Consider the following 17,631-nt stretch of genomic DNA (forward strand, 5'->3'; position numbering starts at 1 on the left):
ATGTTGGGTTACGACGCAAATATAGATTTATCATATCGCTACAAATATCTCTTGTGCGTCTTCACCCAACCTACAAAACTACAAAACTACTACAAAACTACAAAACTATTAACTTAGAATACCGATAAAAAAAAACTAAGGTCATTAGTCTAAAGTCCCAAATCCAAAATTAAAAGTCGAAATTTTCCAACTTTTAACTCTCGATCCTTGACCAATGACTAATGACCAATTTTAGAGATTATAGATAGCTAACTTGCGTCTCTATCTAACACCAGCTAGTTGACGATAAGGAACGTCTTTTTCAAAGTCTACATTCTGAGGTGAAAGTCGTTGTGGGTTGTTGCCCAGGTTGCCTAGACTTTGTGCCATTGCCAAGAAGTTTGCAGGATCCCCAGATTTGGGTTTCTTTTCTTGAGGAATATAGCGACGTACTTCGGTTTGCCAAATGATTTGGGGGAAACCTAGTTTAGCACGGGTATAACCTTCGTAACGTGGAGACTTGAGGTTAAATGGCATTTCACCTCCAACACGTCCAGGAAGATTGCGACGACGTTGGAAAGGAACTGTCGAATAGCCAAAATTATCTAAATATTCTTCGCTATCGAGCAATTGGTCAACAAAGCCACAAATACCCTTAGTTGCAACAACAATCGACCAAGCAATTTTCTCACGTTCGTTGTATACATCACGTCCCAGTACACGCTGCACACACTGCTCGACAAAGCGGTAATTATTGTTGAGGTTGTAGAAGCTTTTCTTAAAAGTGTCTGAAAGTAATAATCCACGAATAAAATCGCGCACGGTGATTTGTCCGTTGCGAAGTTGAGATTCGAGGAATTTTTCGCGATCGCTTGCAAACGCATGGAAGAAAATCTGACGATAAGCAGCTTCAATCAGATTACCCATATCGGACGAAGACAACAAGTTGTCTGTCGAGAAGACTCTTGCTTGGTCATCGTTTCCGACATCGTAGCCAGAAACACGCTGGTTCTGACTCTTCGGTGCGTATTCTAGTAGAGGTAATGCCACTATTAAACCCCCGTAAGGCTAATTAAAATTTACAACAGTGAAGTACATACCATCATATCCTTAACAGGTACGACGTATTCATCATCACCAAGCCCAAATTACACAACTTAGCTTTCGGCTTTGGTTGAGGAATTATGCTTATTTTATTAAGAAATATCTTACGGGAGTACGTGAAGCTTCACCCTATTATTCTTATAAAAATTAACGAAACTTTACTGCACAATCAAGATTGAGCATTAAGTATTGGTAATATAGCGCTTCTACATTTGGGTAAAATACAAAAAAATATAAATTAGGAAAAAATTAGGGCAAACAACCGTTTGCCCCTACAGTATTCTGAATTACCAACAGTATTTGAATTAACTGAGAATAGCCATATTTGTCATACCCCCATACTTAATGTCCTATACCAGCCGGATTCAATCCATAGCTAATCAGTAGTGTAACTGTAGCAATGGCTAAAAATAGTAAAAATACACCTGTTGCGGCAGTAAAATCTGTTTCCCGCAAAAATGTCGCTAAGTCAAAGGGTTTAACTGTGTCTTTAAAGCGGTAAATGTATTCCTGTGGTAACTTATCGCGATAGTAGGAATCGTAACGAGCCATACGGGCAAATGGTAACTCACCGCGATCGCGTTGGGGTAAAATTCGCCGACGTTGGAAAGGAACGGTATTGTCACCAAAGTTGCTAATATACTCTTCAGTATTGAGCAAATCATCGATAAAGCCTTTTAAGCCTTTTGTAGCCAGTACAGTTGACCATGCAAGTTTCTCGCGATCGCCATAAACTTCACGTCCCAGAATCCTCTGTAAGCACATTTGGACAAACCGATAATTATTATTAGTATCATAATTCCGCGTGCGAAATACATCCGAAATTGCCAATCCTCGGATAAAATCACGTACGGTAATTTGACCTGCTCTTAGTTGTGACTCCAAACTTTTTTGACGGGAAGAAACAGTCATTTGTTGTTCATTAAATATCTGTCGATATGCGGCTGTAATTAACACATCCATATCCGTAGATGAAAGCAAATTATCAGTTGTAAAAATTCTTGCCTGCTCATCACCAGGAACTTCATAAGCCTCAACACGTTGATTTTGCGAGGTTGGTGAATAAGTGAATAAAGGAATAACCATCTTCAAGATTCTCCGCTTACTAAAATTATACCAAAGGGAAAAATCTTGCTTTACAAATATTCAATTAGCTAGCATCAAGCAATCAAAATTAATCATATATTTTCGCTAGTTAAGCATATATATTTCTCTCTTCTTGGCGTTCTCTGCGTCTTGGCGGTTCAAAACCAGATTAGACCATAACTAACATGCGAAAAAATTGATTAAGCATTAATAACCAATCGCTAACGGCTGAATATTTATTCTTCCCGATCTAGTTAATAGCTTTAAATCCATAATTAGCTGTTAACCACAAACAGCCCGCTCAAAATTCAGCATTCTAATTCACCCAGGCTTCGTTTTTACCCAATATTTCTACTTACTTGCTTACTTGTGTCTATAATTTTGGCTAAATTAAATACTTCTTTACCTAAATTTTACAGCCATTCTACGGATACGCGATTAGGATGGGTACATAACATGTCAGTTAGGTAAGTAATTATCCTAACAACTATAGTTCACTACCATTACTTAATAATGAAGTAGTGAAAACACTGTACAGCCAGAGCTATACAGTAATTATTAATCGGAAATTTATCAGTCCACAGACTTAGTTTTGGCGTTGACCAATTAACTTGAATGTTACCAATTTTACTATCTATTTTCAGTAGCTGGTAGTAAATTGACGTGAGAACTGAGTAGCTAATATAACAATGATTTTTGAGGGATTCCATGCATATATCTCTGAACCGAACAAAGTATTTTTTAGCAGTTGCGACTTCTGCTATTACCAGTTCTTTGATTGCGATCGCACCTAGTCAAGCAGCAAGTTTATCTTTCTCTGAAGGGAAAGTAGATTTTACTAACTTCAGTCAAAAAGCTAGACCAATTGGAGCTTTTACGCAGACTGATACAGCTATAAGTCTCAACACTGGCAGTTATGCAAGAGGAATCGCTGAAGCAAGTGCAGAATTTTTTGTGGATGAGGAATTAAATGTCTTTTCTCAAGGTTCTAGCGATACAGAAGTTATTTCTGGTAATAATTCTGCTACCAAGAAAGTAACCTCAGAACCATTAGTAATTGATGGACAATTTGCATCGAACGTTTCTACAACTTTAGGGATTGGTAACGGGGAAGAAGACTACAATATTTTCACAAAAAGTTTTGCTGAAGTTTTTGGTGATTTTGTTGTCGAAGCTGGTGAAGATTTTTCCTTTGATTTCAGAGCTAATTTAGATTTAACAACTGCCATTGATAATGTAAACAAAGAAAAAGCAACAGCTAGTGGTAGCATTCTCTGGCAGCTACTAGATACCGATACAGGTAGTATCTTAGACAGTTTTAATCTTAATGCTTATCTTAACGCTACAAGTGACGATGATTCTCTCACTTTCAATAATAACAATAGTAATTTTATGTTATTCAGTGAAGAACCATCCCTAAATTCTAGCTTTGGAGGAAATCAAGAAACTGCCTTTGCTTCTATTCAAGGTGCTTACAAAAGAAATTTTCAGAACAAAACTAACTTACGTTTAGTAGAATTGAAAAATAATACGGCAAGTGTTTCAGTTCCAGAACCTACAACTATTTTAGGTTTATTTTTAAGTTGCGGTGTACTAATGATATTGAACTTCAAAAGCCACAAAAAAGTGATTGATTAGATAAGATAAAAATCAAATTAATTGCGTAGCAATTTTAATTGTGCATCTAACCATTGTTTAAAAAAATGATTCAAAATCTCTTGATATATTTCTGGTGTTAACTCTGCTGGAATAATTTCCTCTGCTAACAATAAATGACTGGTCTGCTCTATTTTGAGTGGACCAATTATTTCTCCAGGTCTTGATTTAAATAGGATTTGTGCAAAATCTTGGTCTAAATCTCCTCGATAAAACTTGCCTTCATAACCACAGCTATATCTACGCTTAGTGTCAATATCATAAAGATGAGCAGCTTCATAAAAGCTCATTTCATCTTCTTGTATTTGATATGATATTTCCCTCGCTAACTGAGTGTAAGGTACAACAATTCTATAAAGTAAAACCTGTTCAAAATCCTGCTGATTTTCTGAAAAATACTTTTCGACCTCCTTCGCAAATAAACACTCAGCTAACTTTTTTGCTTGTAAGCGATTGCAAATACTTTCTTCCCAATCTTCTGGAGCTATTAACTGTTCTGTTAACCAAGTGAGATAATGAGTATTTTCTACTAAATTATTGTCACGTTTCAGCCTTTCTATTTCGCTTTGAATCTCATATTTGCTGATTGTTATCCCTCTATTTTGAGCCGCCTCAGTGATAATTTTGTGATATAAAACACTGTAACAAAGGTTTTTTAATTGTATATCTTTTTTGAGCGATGCAATAATTTCCTCTGGTTGAATAATATTACCTTCGAGGATAACCATTCCCTGTCTTCACCCCCCTCAAATCTCATTTTTTGCTGCCTTACGATCGCAAAGTACAAAGACACGGAAAATCACACGTTAAGTAGGTAGGCTTAAATAAACCGAACTGTTTAACGAAATGTAAAATACCCAAAGTGCTTGCGATTACTACGTTTCACTCTCTAGGAAGCGGGAAATCTGTTTGTAAAAGCAAGCGTAAGCTGAATTTAAAACATAATTAGGTTGAGATAAATGTCTTTAAAAGGATAACTTTCACTGCTCATAGGAATGACTGTTACAGGAGTCTCAGTTCCATCTTTTGGCGAATAATATGATGAGATAAGTTCTGTTTTCCTTATGTTTCCATCAGGTGTAATAGTTTGTATGAAGGATTGAGAATACAAAGATATCTCACCTCCTTGAATCATTAATGCTTCAGTTGCTTCTTGGAGATAATTGAGGTCGTAAATAATCATGGCTTTTCTCCTGTAAAGTGTTACAGAAATGTTATGCGGTCTAAAATATTACAAAATGCTTGTATACAAACTAGCTTAGGTATTTGCTATTCGCTACAGACACCTTAAAGGTTAAAAAAGTAGTTGTGTTATTTTATTAAAACCTGCTACAATACCAGCATAAGTTTGACTACTGCCAATGCTTTGTGTCTGAGTACCATCGCAGTAATGCGACACTCACTAATAAAAATCTTTGGCATATTTTTATTTCAATGAATTTTGATTGCACTAAATCCCGTTTTGAGACTTGCTGTAATAATTTGATTGAGATGGAGTCTGGATTACTCCCAGACTCCAATTGATGCATTGTTGAAGAGAGGTGCTAGCCACTCTCTATAATAAGTTTTGACTACTGCAATGCTTTATGCCTGAGTCCCATCGCAGGAATGCGAATTAAAATTCAGATAAAGGCGATCGCCTTTATTTAGATACCAGAGTGTTGATTTTGCAACATCCTAGTTATCTGCATAGATTACAGCGGAGTTTACTGCTACAGCAGGGCTAAAATAGACATATTTACCTTTAACAGTCGCTTTTGCAGTTTGTTTAACATAGATGCTTTGGTAGCCACCGAAGCCGAAGAAACCACCTTGAACTTTGGATGCTTCAGTTACTTCTTCGATGTGGTTTAAATCAGAAATAATCATTTGTCTTCTCCTAAGAAGTCGTTTGGTTTTTATCTTGGCAACCCTGTTTGAGTTGCTAATATGCTTTAATACTGAATTTCATAGCAGAAATACTAGATAGATTCAGATAAAAGCGATTGCTTAAGTTTAAAACCCAGAGTGTTGATTTTATGTGAAGCGTTATTGGTCAATAAGCCTCAAAGTCAACATCTTAGTTACTAGCCGTTAGTAGCTGTAATTCCAAGTATGTTAATCGCTATAGCAGGGCTACCAACAACATATTTACCTTTAACAGTCGCGATTGCAGTTTGTTTAACATAGATGCTTTGGTAGTTGAAGCCACCGAAGAAACCACCTTGAACTTTGGATGCTTCAGTTACTTCTTCGATGTGGTTTAAATCAGAAATAATCATTTGTCTTCTCCTAAGAAGTCGTTTGGTTTTTATCTTGGCAACCCTGTTTGAGTTGTTACTAATTACTATAAAACATTTAATTAGTTATGGATCATCTTTTGACTATCAAAAATGCCAAATTGGCAATTATGTTTTGGGAATAGATAATGTTTATAGATATGACAAAATTGACCCGCTTGCATAATTTTTAAGCAGCCCAATATATAAATCAAGATTGATTTTTAAGAATAATATGTCAGAGATGCAAATTTGGGATGTGAATTTTCTTCCCAATATTGCTGCTACGTTAATGGTTCTTTTAACGAACTCAATATTTGATAATGGTTTAGTTACGGATTACTTTTGCTTATCCGCATTTTCAGCAGTTCATGGATACCGCGTCTACATGTTAACGCATCCGATGATATTTATGGAATATGTTTTGACTGTGAAAATGCCAAATTGGCAAATATGTTTCGTGAATAGACAATGTTTATAAATATAACAAAATTGACCTACTTGCATAATTCTCAAATAGACCAATATATGAATACAGTTCAGATCAGGGTAGAATCTTCATCAGTAACAGGTGTAGAGACGGGAAATTTCGCGTCTCTACGGAGTTGGATGTCAGTTGATTTTTCCTAACCGAGCAGTATTGGGTGTTGTACAGTACGAAAATGTTAGCGATCGCGCAGTAAAGACTGGAGTCTAACAGGCAAGTATTTTCTGGCATTATTGTTTAACCAATGCTGAAAACTTCCACCTTGAGGACTAGCTTGTTTGTGGTTAAGAGTTTCTAAATAGCCTAAGTCATCAATTTTAAAGCTTTGAGATAGATTTGTATGTTCATAGTTATTTTCAGACAATTCTTCTTCCATCTCTATCTGAGATGCTTGAGATTCATTTGCTGCTTCTAGCTGACGACTTTCTTTAACTAGCCGAATATAAGTTCTATAAGGAATATAGTGAAGTGGATTATAACCTGCAAAACCTAAAATTAACACACAAGCCCAGGAATATCTTCGGGCAGTTATGGCTTCTACTACTTTATTAAATTGTTCTGGTCGCATGACTCTATCTAAATTATGATTTGAACTGGGGAATTTGTAAGTCATGGCTATCACCCTTTATATTTCATTTAGCACAGTATTTTTTACAATCAAGGTATTGTAGGGTGTGTTATGCTGTCGCGTTTCTGGGATTCCACAGGCTATAAACACCCTACATAGGTTTAGTAAGCAATTACTTTAGAAGAAGTGGAAGCTGTAAAAATTAGACGATATTGGGTGAGTTCTAGTTTTGCAAACGTCAAGCTGTCAGCAAGTGCAAAACTTTTACCAAATCCAATGCCTATATTGGTTATTTTTGCCTTAACAGAAATAGAACTACCACCAAAAATCTGACTATCTTCGCTAGCTGATTCAAGATGAGATAAATCGGAAATAATCATTGTTTTACACCTGTAAATATTTTTTTGTGTTGACAGATAGAAGCCATTAAGCTGACTGCAATATTTTATCGTTAGATTGCAAATTCTCTGCTAATAAAAGCTGAATTTTTGTTGCATTTATTTCCACTTGTTGATGTAACCAAGTATTAAATAAATCTTGGATAATTTTCTGCCGCATTTCTTCATTTAATGTTGGTTGAATAATATCTTCTACCCAAATTAAATACACTCCTTTTGGTGTGCTAATTGGTTTGAGAATTTGCTGTGGAGTACCAGCAAAAACTACTGCGGCAATTTCCGGTCGAAAATCGTTACGATGTTTACTTCCTTGATATCCAAGTGTGCGACGTTGTTCAGGATTTTCGATATATTGACGGGCAATATCTGGGAATGTGATTTCCCCTTCTTGCACTGCATAAAAAAGTTCTAATGCTAAGTCTCTGTCATTTAAAACAACTTCATAGGTGACAACCTCCGTGTATTCAATTTGGTTTTGATAAAAGAAAGCTTCAACTTGGTTTGCAAAAAGATGCTGTGCTAACTTTCGAGAAATTACATTGGTATGAACTAACTCCTCAAAGTTTTGTAGAGAAAGATGGTGTTTTTCCATCCACATCCAAGTATCTTTTGCTTTGACTAACTTATTTGCCAATCGCAGCTTGTCTCCTTCCTTCTGAAGTTCCTCCTCTGTAACTGCGATCGCATATTTTTGCGCGGTATCAATAATGATTTTTTGAGATGCGATCGCATTGACAATATCGGGGACATGGCAGGAAAGTTTCAGGTGATGGATGATGTCATAACTAGAAATAGTAAGGTTATGTAACATAGCTTTGAGAAGATTTGATAATTACAGGTTGAGTGATGGTACAGTTGGGCGAGAATAAAAATTATGGATGTTAGCTAAAAGCCTGATGAAGAAAGAGTTTTTTGTTGTCTATTCTGCTATCTGTATTTTGATATTTTTGTCATTTGGCTAATAGCTAATGACTAATTGCTCGGATTTTATTACATTTCCAACCCTCCTTTTCGTAACTTCTGGAAGGGTTCGATCGCAAAATCTATTACCCGTCTTTGACGAACAATAACTTCTGCATTGGCAGTTTGTCCTGCTCTAATTGGTATGGGTTTGTCACCGTTTTGGATATATTGCTGTTCCAAGGTGATTTCTAAGTCGAAGGTGTCAATTTCACCCTGGGGAGTCTTGTTTGTTTTTGAGTTAGGTGAAATTCTGGTGACTTTTCCAGGTATAATCCCATGCTCTTGGAACGGATAGGCATCAAATTTAATTTTGACTGGCATCCCTACTTTCAAGAAACCACTGTCTTGACTGGGCATTTGGGCATTGAGTACAAAACCTACATCTTTGGGAGCGATTTGGGCAACTCTTTGTCCGGGTTGTAATACTGCTCCTGATTTACTAACAGGTAGCTCAAAAATAACTCCATCGATAGGTGATGTTACGACTCTTTGCTGTATTTGCAGCATCAGAGATTGAATCTGACTGGTGGTTTGAGCTATTTCCGATTGGTTGGCAGTTAGTTGTGCTTGCAAGTCTTTAAGTTGTTGCTCGTTTTTGAGGATGGCAAGTTTACCATTCTTAACCAAGCTTTGATAGCTATTCTCTTCTTCTTGGAGTCGTAGATTGGCTTGTTTGATATCCGACTCTAATTTATTCATGTTTGCCTGATAGCGGTTTGCTGCTTCTGTTAACCGCAAATGGGCTTGTTTGACATCCGTTTGGGCTTTTGCATAGAGTCGCTTGCTTTCCTGTTCTTCTTTTCGGAGTTGGTCGATTTGCATTAAGGAAACAGCACCATCAGCAACAAGACTATTGAAGCGTTCAACTTGTTTAGTATCTATACCTAAACGACTTTGTGCTGATTGCTCGTCGGTTTGAGAAACGCCAATTTGCTGCTGTACTTGGGTAAGTAATGCTTGTTTTTCTAACTTTTCCAGGTTGTAACTATTTTTCCTAGCTTCTAAATCCTGTTTGGCTTGGCTGACTTTGGCAAGCTTTTCTAATTCCTGCGATTGATTTTGCTGCTGTTGGACGTTGATGGTGACTTGTAATTGGTTTTTTAATATTTCCAGTTGTCCCCTTTGGTTTTTGAGTCCTATCAGCTTTGCTCTGGCTTCTTGGATATGCGATCGCAATATTTCGGCATCGAATTCCAGTAAAACCTGTCCAGATTTAACTACATCACCTTCTTTAACTTTGACTGCTGTGACAGTACCCCCAACTTCTGTATCTAGTTTCTGGGTTGCACCTTTGGGTTCAATGCGTCCCCTAGCACTACCAGTTTCATCGATTTTGGCATATACCGACCAAGGTAAAGCCAGCAGCAAAAAACCTAAGAGAGTATACAACAGTCCCCTTGTCCAAACTTTCGGTAAAGCATCGAGTAACTCTTCCGTACCGGGGAATAAATCCTGCTCACTCTCAACTCTTTCTAGTGGTTGCTGAATCTCCTTAGCTACCGATGCTTGGTGATAAGGCTGAGTGCGATCGCTAGAAAGTTGGTGCTTTGTTGCATCATATTGTTCTTGTGTAATGGGCATAATTCTTTGAGGGATAAGCGATGTGAGAAGAGAGGAGAGATGTAAGTAAATAGATGGCTATAATAAGTGTATAGACCTTAACCTTAACTATTAACCAGCTTGAGCGAGTTGTTGCTGATTGAGGTAGTAATAATGTCCTTTTTTCGCGATTAACTCGTCGTGAGTTCCAGTTTCGACTAATAAACCACGGTCTAAAACTAGAATCAAATCGGCATTACGTACAGTAGAGAGACGATGGGCAATCACAATACTTGTGCGTTCTTTGAGAATAGTTTTGAGATTATCTTGAATAATTCTTTCAGACTCCGAATCTAGATGACTCGTCGCTTCATCAAAGAGTATCAAGCGTGGGTTTCCCAGCAAAGCACGAGCGATTGCAATACGCTGACGTTGCCCACCAGAGAGCATTCCACCCCCTTCCCCAATTTGGGTTTCATAGCCTAATGGTAATTTTTGAATAAAGTCATCTGCCCCTGCTAGTCTTGCAGCTTCTACAATTTCGTCTAGAGAAGCTTCGGGATGGGCAATAGATATGTTTTCCCTAACTGTACTGCCGAATAAAAACGTGTCTTGGTCTACGACTCCAACTTGAGAGCGTAAGGAGCGTAGAGATACACTGCCCACATCGTAGCCGTCGATTAATACTTTGCCATCTGTCGGAGGGTATAAGCCTAGTATTAGTTTACTAAGAGTGGTTTTACCGGAACCGCTACGTCCAACCACTGCAACCATTTGTTCGGGTTGAATTTCAAAGTTGATATTTTCTAAGACATTGGTTTCGCTTTCGGGATGATAGCGGAAGGTAACATTGTGAAAACGAATATTTCCCTGTAATTTCCCCAATTCTTTGCGGGGTTTGTGTTCTAGGTTTTCTTCTGGTTCTGCTTCTAATACGTCGTTAATGCGTTCGGCAGAAATAATGACTTCTTGTAATTGATTCCAGACTATGGAGAGTCGCTGGAATGGACTGATTACATTACCCACAAGCATATTAAAAGCTATCAGTTGTCCAATTGTGAGTTCGCCATTAATTACCAGTGTCGCACCGAACCACAATAATCCTGTATTCACAAAAAGTTCAATCAGACCACTTATGGCAGAGAGTCTAACCCCAATTAACTGAGAGGAAAAACCTTTTTTAATCAAATTATTTAGTAGTTCTTCCCAGTGCCAGCGTACTGTTTGTTCTATTGCTAGGGAACGAATGGTGCGGATTCCGTTCAAAGATTCAATTAGATAGCTATTCTCTGCTGACTGCGCGTTAAAAACCTCTCTAGAGATACGCTGCAAAATGTTGGTACTTGCCCATGCCAAAATAAAAAATGGCGGTACTACCAACAATACTAACAATGCCATCCGCCAGCTATAAACAAACATCATCCCTAGATAAATTACCAGCGTTAGCAAGTCGAGAATGATGGAAAGCGTTTCCCCCGTGAGAAATTGCTGAATTTTCTGGTTCTCTTGGATGCGAGAAACAATATCCCCCACATAGCGAGACTCAAAATAGGAGAGGGGTAGACGAAAAGTATGTTTAATAAACCCCACAAGTAAAGCGATGCTGACGCGATTCGCTGTATGGTCGAGGAGGTATTCACGAACTGCGTTGCTGATAACCCGGAACAAGCCGAAAATAATCATCCCCAACGCGATCGCATTCAGGGTAGTAAAACTGCGCTGTACGAGTACCCGATCCAAGAGTAACTGGGTAAAAACAGGGGTGATCAGTCCGAATATCTGTATCATTACTGAGGCAATCATGACCTCAAATAATACTTTATGGTGGGGCTTAACTAGCTCGATAAACTTCCACAAGCCAGTTTTGCTATCTTTTACCTCCTTCAGTAAAGATGTGGGCTGTAGTAATAATGCATACCCAGTCCATTTGTCTTGAAATTCTTGGTGGGTGATAACCCTCTGTCCGATCGCAGGGTCGCCAATAATAACGCATTTTTTGTTAATCTCGTAAACAACAATAAAATGTTTACCTTCCCAATGGGCGATCGCAGGCAGTGTTTGTTCGGCAAATTTATCCAGGGTAGCTTTCACTGGACGGGTAGCAAAACCCAAACTTTCAGCAGCAGATGCGATCGCTCTTAGGGATGCACCACTCTGGTTGACGTTGGTCATATCCCGCAAACGATTCAGACTAAAACGTTTACCCCAATATTGACCAATCATTACCAGACAAGCTGAACCGCAGTCGGAAGCGCTCTGTTGGGCAAAAAATGGGTAGCGTTGGGTGAGTCTTCCCCACCAATGTCCCACTTTGATTTTGGGCGTGGGAAAATAAGGACGTGTTTTTTGGGGTTGGACTGGATTTTCCCGTTGGGGAAAGGGAATAACTTTAGGATTTGAACTGAGGGATTCTACCGTTTGTTTTTTGCGTTTTGGTTGTTTTGACTCGGTAAAATTACTAGGTTCGGCAAATGGTGCAAAATTTGCTAACTCCGAACAATGTTTGAGCGCTTCTTGCCACTTTGTTTCTGGGAGTATATAGGCTATTGTCGGTTGCTGTACCTGGGAAATATTTTGCGGAATTTCACCACTGATGGTTCCCGGTAAAAGTACGCGATCGCTCTGGGGATCGTCTATTTGTCCGCGATGCAACAACCAAAGTTGACTTTTGGGCAATATCGGTATTTTTCCTGGACTGAGATGATGTCGCTCAAATACTGATAAAGCTTGAAGATATTCTTGTGCTTGCGATGCTTGGGAAGGAAAACAGGAATTTTGGCGGCATAACAGCAATAAATCCCACATCTCCGCTTGTTTGTAGAGATGTTGGCTAATTTGCGGATACTTATTGATTAATGGTTGCAATAAATCTTGGCTCAAGTAACAAAGACTTGTTTTCTGGGATGACCTAGCGACATAAGGAATAAACTCTGTGGAGTCAAACAAAGTTGCCTCTCCGAAGGAAGAACCACTAGTAATAGTTGCAATTAAGTTCTCGAACTCATCTAATATTCTGACTTTTCCCGCAATAACTACAAAAATACCTGGTTCGGCTGTTCCTAATTGCCAAAACTCCTGGGCTGTTTGGGGTTCAACCGTTTGAACTGCTTTTAAACAACTTTGCAGTTCTTTTAGTGCTAAGTTTTCACCTAAGACAGTGGTGATTTGATCGCTGAGTTCTTCTTGCAGTAGCACAGTAACCCCCTAAACTAACTTTGTTTACTTTAAAGCAAATTAAGAATTATTATCAAATCATTTTTGCCTATTATGCTTACTAAATAATGTTCGCTCTCTAGGCTATTTCAAAATATCAAAAATCAGGATGTTTAGATTCTGGAAATGGATTATGGAAAATTCCAGCAATTCTATATTTTGGTCACTGCGTCAAAATCCTCTGAATACTCTTCATTAATATTGTGAGTATGCAAAAATATGAATCTTGCTAAATTTCTACCAAAACAATCTGTTTCTCATCAAAAGCTTTTAAATAGGTGCTGTTTTCAGGACTTCTCAAAACAATTGCTTCATTATTTTGTGCTGCCTAAGATATCAAACACAGACAAGCGATCGCAAGTGGACTAAAATAAAACACCTTCATGACTAATTAGCAAATAACGGTGGAAATCAAACAACCATTCTGCTATGGACAAAAAGCCTCTAAAACCAGATATATACCTGCTGCCTTTATCTACTAGATTCAATTTTTTTCGCTTAAATGTATAAATGCCAACAGTTATTGAAGCTTTGCTGAGGTATATAATTATCAAGCGATGAGAGTAAAATATGGATTCTGGAGAAACTAGCTTTCTTGTGGTGCAAGAAACTAACTCCCTAGAGACTTGTTGTTTGGTGTCTTTGTATGCCATAATGTGGTAAGTGATTGTTACCTAAATTTGGACAAATGGGTTCATTGCATACGCATCTCAGCACTTTGACCAGGCTTTACGTATGCATAATCAATTAGCTCTACAAAGCTAATTAATTGCTTAGGAGACATAGCACTCAAACTAGAAGTTTTCCCCTTTTACTTCGCGGTTGAAGGGGAGATTTCTCAGCTTAATCGCTTTAATGTCATTGTACATGTTTAATTTGTATTTTGTATTTTGTTTTTGCTATTGCATTAGTAATTTCCATCACATTAACTAGCTAAAGCTAGCCAAGATAGATAATTTTAGCTTTGATTATGGCAAAACTTAAAGACAACAGCAGTAGTCAGTCAACTAAATAGCTAAGGCTTTAAGGTTTTAATTTGAAAAAATTTATCACACACCATAAATTGTAGCCTAAAAGGTAAAATGACTTAAGTCAAGACAAAAAACTTAATTTTCCGCATTTTGCCTGAAAACTCAGGTTTTATCACCCTTTATCTAGCGCTATCGGCTTCAGACTAACTTCTAATATCTGTGACAGTTATTTTTCGCCAAAGCCGAAACTAATCTAGAGAAAGAGAAATTCAAGCGAAATCATCTCGGAAATCCTCAAGGCACTGAACTCTATTTAACTTAAACCCGGATTTCTCACCACATCTCTCAAAGCTTTATAAAACCTAGATTTATGCGTTTGGCACTGTGCTAAAATTATTCCCAGCAAAAAGGCTCAAAAGATAGTCTGGGTAGAGATTACAAGTTATGCGATACGCCAAGGGTGTTAAGCTTCGCTTATCGCAAAGCTTGTGAAAAATGCGGGTTAAAGGAAGGGAGTATAGTCTGTTTTTGCTTACTTAATTTAAAATTGATCACCTTATTTTTCTTTGACTAAAAATATTAAGCCAAAATGTTTCCAACTGGAAAGTTGTTTATTCCTTATAGACAACGCCACTATATACTACTTGCAGATTATTTTTTTGAAACATATGTAAAAGTATCAATACAGTATCTTAAACAAAGATTTATCAAACTTTTAAATTGAACATCAACCATATATGCATCTATCTGAAAATACTATGGTAAAGGACTTACGCATTGACGTCAAATCTTGCCACGGGGATGCATCCCTGTGGCAAAGTTTGACAGAAAAATCAAAATAGCAGGTATGGTTTTCAGCCCTTAGAGCTTGGTTTTTGGTTTGCCAGCGAGCGTACGCAACCAAGAAAGGGTAATTTATAAAAGGCTGAAACAACGCAGTCTCCTTCATAAGGATAGAGTTTACGATTAAAGCTAAGACTAAAACCTTTGATATTGCTTGAGAATTTTTAACTCACTATAAGGCGTATTATTTAATCCTCATTCCTAACCTTCCCCAATCCAGAACCCCAAAGGATTAATAGTTGATTTACAATAAGGCCAGGTTCGTAAACTTGATTCCATCGTCACAGCTTCCCAAGTTGGCGGTTCCAAACCCAAACCCAAGCAAAGATGGCAAAGTATACTTGCAAACTGCTGATTATGACCAGATGTTCCTACATGTGCGTGGGCATATTCATGTGCAACGAGACTTAACCAATCCTCTTGAGCAACTCGACCAACATCAATCAATATGGTAGTTGGGACAATTAAAATATTGCAAAACCCATCAATTCCCAGCGACTGCGCTAACGGTACAGCAAAAACTCTAATATCCCGTCGTTCTTGGGGATGAAAGCATTCGTGGCAAGCTTGCAAATAAGTATTTAATTGAGCATTTACAGTATCAATATTTTCACCAATCCAATTGCAAATTAAAAAGTGCGATCGCCTTAAGGCGGGTGCTTTGCACCATCGCATACCAACTCCTTTGGAGTATCCCCAAGTGCGATGTTCCCTTAGTAATTGCGGATATTTTTCACCCATTCCAAACCCAGGTTCCAGCACATCCACCATTCTCGGCTCCAGCACAAAACACCGCACCATTTCTAGGTACTCAACACCGCGAGTATATGCATCATCTATTTGGACATTGGACATTGGACATTAGGCATTAGACTAGTGTCTTGATTTTAATATTGATTGACCGAAATTAATGGGATACAAGCCCGTCCTAGAAGGACGGCTTTGATGTTATAATATAGTTGGAATTAATAATCCCCCTCTAGGCTCAAGACGCGTTGAAACAGCTACGATGAGAGCAGGCGTAGAGAAAAACCAATGGGCAATGGTAGCAATAAATCCAACCCAAAGGAAAAACTCTTTCATTCAATAATTTGTAGTCGATTAGTCGCGGAAGGACATTCCGATACTTAAAGCGGACGCAGAGAGAGCGTAAGACCTGATTTCAGGCTTTTCTCGATGAAGCGTCAACCCCATTCGGCGACCAGTTCTCCTGCTACTTTGTAGGTTCCTGGCGTGGCGAGGAATCACTGCACTTATAGGGCAGTGAGGATGTCAATAGTTAAAGTTCATACAACATCAGTATCTAAGTAGGGGCAAACGGTTGTTTGCCCTGTGGAAACTGGCATTACTTCGGCTAACCTAACCCTCTCTCTCCTTCTCTCCCTCCCTACCAACCTAAAACGGAAGTCAACTGAGGTGCAACACTTTCATTTTCTGTGAATACACTTTCAGCATCAGCATCAATACGACTTTCAACGCAATAGGAAGCAGTACTAAAACCACCAAATCGCTTTACCGTACTGGTTCGCATCCGCATATTTGAACCTGAAAACCAAAAACGCTCAGTGGAACTCATGGTTTCATAATCAGTAGTTAACACCAATCCCTCTTCCTCATCCAAATGAAAACGTCCAATAACGGGCATAATTTCCGCATAACCACGTTCACGCAATAATCTACCTTGACGAGGATTGTCCACATCCGGCACGATCGCAAATACAGTTTGACCTTCGTGATTTTCTTCCCCTTCTTTATCCCAAGCCATTGTACCCAACCAACGCACCCGTGAACCACCAACTGATAAACTGGGGTCAACTTCATGCATTTGGCACAGTTCAATTATTTCTGGGTCATCCGCAGTTAGGGTTTCCACCACAATCTCTGATTCTCCAGGCTCCGATCGTTTGAAGGCAAGGTGATGTGTTACCCGCGAAGACTTCCATCTACCAGCACTGTTCTGAAAAAATTCCATCGCATCCATCTAGTTTTCAACTCCTATACCTTGACTTCTCAGGACTATGTGTTAGCTTTATTTATTTTCAACTCTAATATCTTTAAGATTACAGCTTTCCGCGATTGGCTTACAACTGCTAAACTTCCCATTCGTTTAATTGTAAATTTTTGTATTCTCTATTAATAATTGCTTGACAAACTAGATAAAATAGTCGGCTACTGCTAAGATGCTAGTACAACACGGCGCAAGTAAACCGACTATTGTGAATACCAAACCCGTCAGAGCCAGAGGTTATAAACCTCTGTCTAATAGTGAAAGTCCTCTAAAAGAGGACTAAATTCAAGCCCTAAATGGTAGGTATATTTACGCCAAGCTGTACTAGAAATTGCAAAACTACTAGTGATGACAGTGAATAAATATCTGCCAAATACAAGTTGGTGCAAGCTATTCAGTCAAAAATAGGAGTTAAGAATGAACTTGCACGCTGAATTGAGGGTAGAGCAACAGTTTTAAGAGAAGTAACTAAATAAAAGGTCTTGAATTTTGGCTTTTAAACGCAGAGTTTCGCGGAGGTTTTGTCATCAATCCATATAATTTGATATTGAGTTAAGT

At 38.2% G+C, this 17,631-nt stretch carries 14 protein-coding genes; 1 reads left to right on the plus strand and 13 read right to left on the minus strand.

All coding sequences use genetic code 11. The features are described 5' to 3' along the window. Positions 1 to 261 precede the first annotated feature (261 nt). On the minus strand, positions 262 to 1,029 hold the full coding sequence (locus CK510_RS10825) for a phycobilisome rod-core linker polypeptide (RefSeq protein ID WP_095721714.1): 768 nt from the start codon (positions 1,027 to 1,029) through the stop codon (positions 262 to 264). Between the two features lie 396 nt (positions 1,030 to 1,425). Then, entirely contained in the window at positions 1,426 to 2,169 is a 744-nt protein-coding gene (locus CK510_RS10830) for a phycobilisome rod-core linker polypeptide (RefSeq protein ID WP_095721715.1), read from the minus strand. 708 nt (positions 2,170 to 2,877) lie between these two features. On the opposite strand from CK510_RS10830, the gene CK510_RS10835 reads away from it, so the two are divergent. Continuing rightward, positions 2,878 to 3,807, plus strand: a complete 930-nt coding sequence (locus CK510_RS10835; RefSeq protein WP_095721716.1) for a PEP-CTERM sorting domain-containing protein — start codon at positions 2,878 to 2,880, stop codon at positions 3,805 to 3,807. 17 nt (positions 3,808 to 3,824) lie between these two features. Here the strand turns inward: CK510_RS10835 and CK510_RS10840 are convergent, their stop codons facing one another. From CK510_RS10840 to CK510_RS10890, 11 genes are all read right to left on the minus strand, one after another. Next, complete coding sequence (locus CK510_RS10840) at positions 3,825 to 4,553, minus strand: peptidylprolyl isomerase (protein ID WP_095721717.1); 729 nt, start codon at positions 4,551 to 4,553, stop codon at positions 3,825 to 3,827. Between the two features lie 206 nt (positions 4,554 to 4,759). Further along, a complete protein-coding gene (locus CK510_RS10845) occupies positions 4,760 to 5,008 on the minus strand; it encodes a hypothetical protein (protein ID WP_095721718.1) in 249 nt (82 codons plus the stop codon). A 494-nt stretch (positions 5,009 to 5,502) separates the two neighbouring features. Continuing rightward, positions 5,503 to 5,694, minus strand: a complete 192-nt coding sequence (locus CK510_RS10850) for a hypothetical protein (RefSeq protein WP_095721719.1) — start codon at positions 5,692 to 5,694, stop codon at positions 5,503 to 5,505. A 197-nt stretch (positions 5,695 to 5,891) separates the two neighbouring features. Next, positions 5,892 to 6,086 (minus strand): hypothetical protein, encoded by a 195-nt coding sequence (locus CK510_RS10855; RefSeq protein WP_095721720.1) that lies wholly within the window; start codon positions 6,084 to 6,086, stop codon positions 5,892 to 5,894. A gap of 662 nt (positions 6,087 to 6,748) precedes the next feature. Then, positions 6,749 to 7,183, minus strand: a complete 435-nt coding sequence (locus CK510_RS10860; RefSeq protein ID WP_095721721.1) for a HetP family heterocyst commitment protein — start codon at positions 7,181 to 7,183, stop codon at positions 6,749 to 6,751. A gap of 116 nt (positions 7,184 to 7,299) precedes the next feature. Next, positions 7,300 to 7,518: a hypothetical protein gene (locus CK510_RS10865; protein ID WP_095721722.1), complete on the minus strand. Its 219-nt coding sequence runs from the start codon at positions 7,516 to 7,518 to the stop codon at positions 7,300 to 7,302. Between the two features lie 46 nt (positions 7,519 to 7,564). Next, positions 7,565 to 8,347, minus strand: coding sequence for a peptidylprolyl isomerase (locus tag CK510_RS10870; RefSeq protein WP_095721723.1), 783 nt, complete (start codon positions 8,345 to 8,347; stop codon positions 7,565 to 7,567). 179 nt (positions 8,348 to 8,526) lie between these two features. Continuing rightward, entirely contained in the window at positions 8,527 to 10,080 is a 1,554-nt protein-coding gene (locus tag CK510_RS10875) for a beta-barrel domain-containing protein (protein WP_095721724.1), read from the minus strand. A gap of 90 nt (positions 10,081 to 10,170) precedes the next feature. Continuing rightward, entirely contained in the window at positions 10,171 to 13,233 is a 3,063-nt protein-coding gene (locus tag CK510_RS10880) for a peptidase domain-containing ABC transporter (protein ID WP_095721725.1), read from the minus strand. 2,033 nt (positions 13,234 to 15,266) lie between these two features. Beyond that, a complete protein-coding gene (locus CK510_RS10885) occupies positions 15,267 to 15,920 on the minus strand; it encodes a hypothetical protein (RefSeq protein WP_095721726.1) in 654 nt (217 codons plus the stop codon). 532 nt (positions 15,921 to 16,452) lie between these two features. Continuing rightward, a complete protein-coding gene (locus CK510_RS10890; RefSeq protein ID WP_095721727.1) occupies positions 16,453 to 17,046 on the minus strand; it encodes a phycobiliprotein lyase in 594 nt (197 codons plus the stop codon). Between the last annotated feature and the right edge of the window lie 585 nt (positions 17,047 to 17,631).

The organism is Brunnivagina elsteri CCALA 953 (assembly GCF_002289455.1).
GTDB lineage: Bacteria > Cyanobacteriota > Cyanobacteriia > Cyanobacteriales > Nostocaceae > Brunnivagina > Brunnivagina elsteri.

Excerpts from the sequence above, each read along its gene's own strand:
- CK510_RS10830 (WP_095721715.1), bottom strand. The coding sequence starts at position 2,169 with ATGGTTATTCCTTTATTCACTTATTCACCAACCTCGCAAAATCAACGT.
- CK510_RS10835 (WP_095721716.1), top strand. The coding sequence starts at position 2,878 with ATGCATATATCTCTGAACCGAACAAAGTATTTTTTAGCAGTTGCGACT.
- CK510_RS10840 (WP_095721717.1), bottom strand. The coding sequence starts at position 4,553 with ATGGTTATCCTCGAAGGTAATATTATTCAACCAGAGGAAATTATTGCA.
- CK510_RS10845 (WP_095721718.1), bottom strand. The coding sequence starts at position 5,008 with ATGATTATTTACGACCTCAATTATCTCCAAGAAGCAACTGAAGCATTA.
- CK510_RS10850 (WP_095721719.1), bottom strand. The coding sequence starts at position 5,694 with ATGATTATTTCTGATTTAAACCACATCGAAGAAGTAACTGAAGCATCC.
- CK510_RS10855 (WP_095721720.1), bottom strand. The coding sequence starts at position 6,086 with ATGATTATTTCTGATTTAAACCACATCGAAGAAGTAACTGAAGCATCC.
- CK510_RS10860 (WP_095721721.1), bottom strand. The coding sequence starts at position 7,183 with ATGACTTACAAATTCCCCAGTTCAAATCATAATTTAGATAGAGTCATG.
- CK510_RS10865 (WP_095721722.1), bottom strand. The coding sequence starts at position 7,518 with ATGATTATTTCCGATTTATCTCATCTTGAATCAGCTAGCGAAGATAGT.
- CK510_RS10870 (WP_095721723.1), bottom strand. The coding sequence starts at position 8,347 with ATGTTACATAACCTTACTATTTCTAGTTATGACATCATCCATCACCTG.
- CK510_RS10875 (WP_095721724.1), bottom strand. The coding sequence starts at position 10,080 with ATGCCCATTACACAAGAACAATATGATGCAACAAAGCACCAACTTTCT.
- CK510_RS10885 (WP_095721726.1), bottom strand. The coding sequence starts at position 15,920 with ATGTCCAATGTCCAAATAGATGATGCATATACTCGCGGTGTTGAGTAC.
- CK510_RS10890 (WP_095721727.1), bottom strand. The coding sequence starts at position 17,046 with ATGGATGCGATGGAATTTTTTCAGAACAGTGCTGGTAGATGGAAGTCT.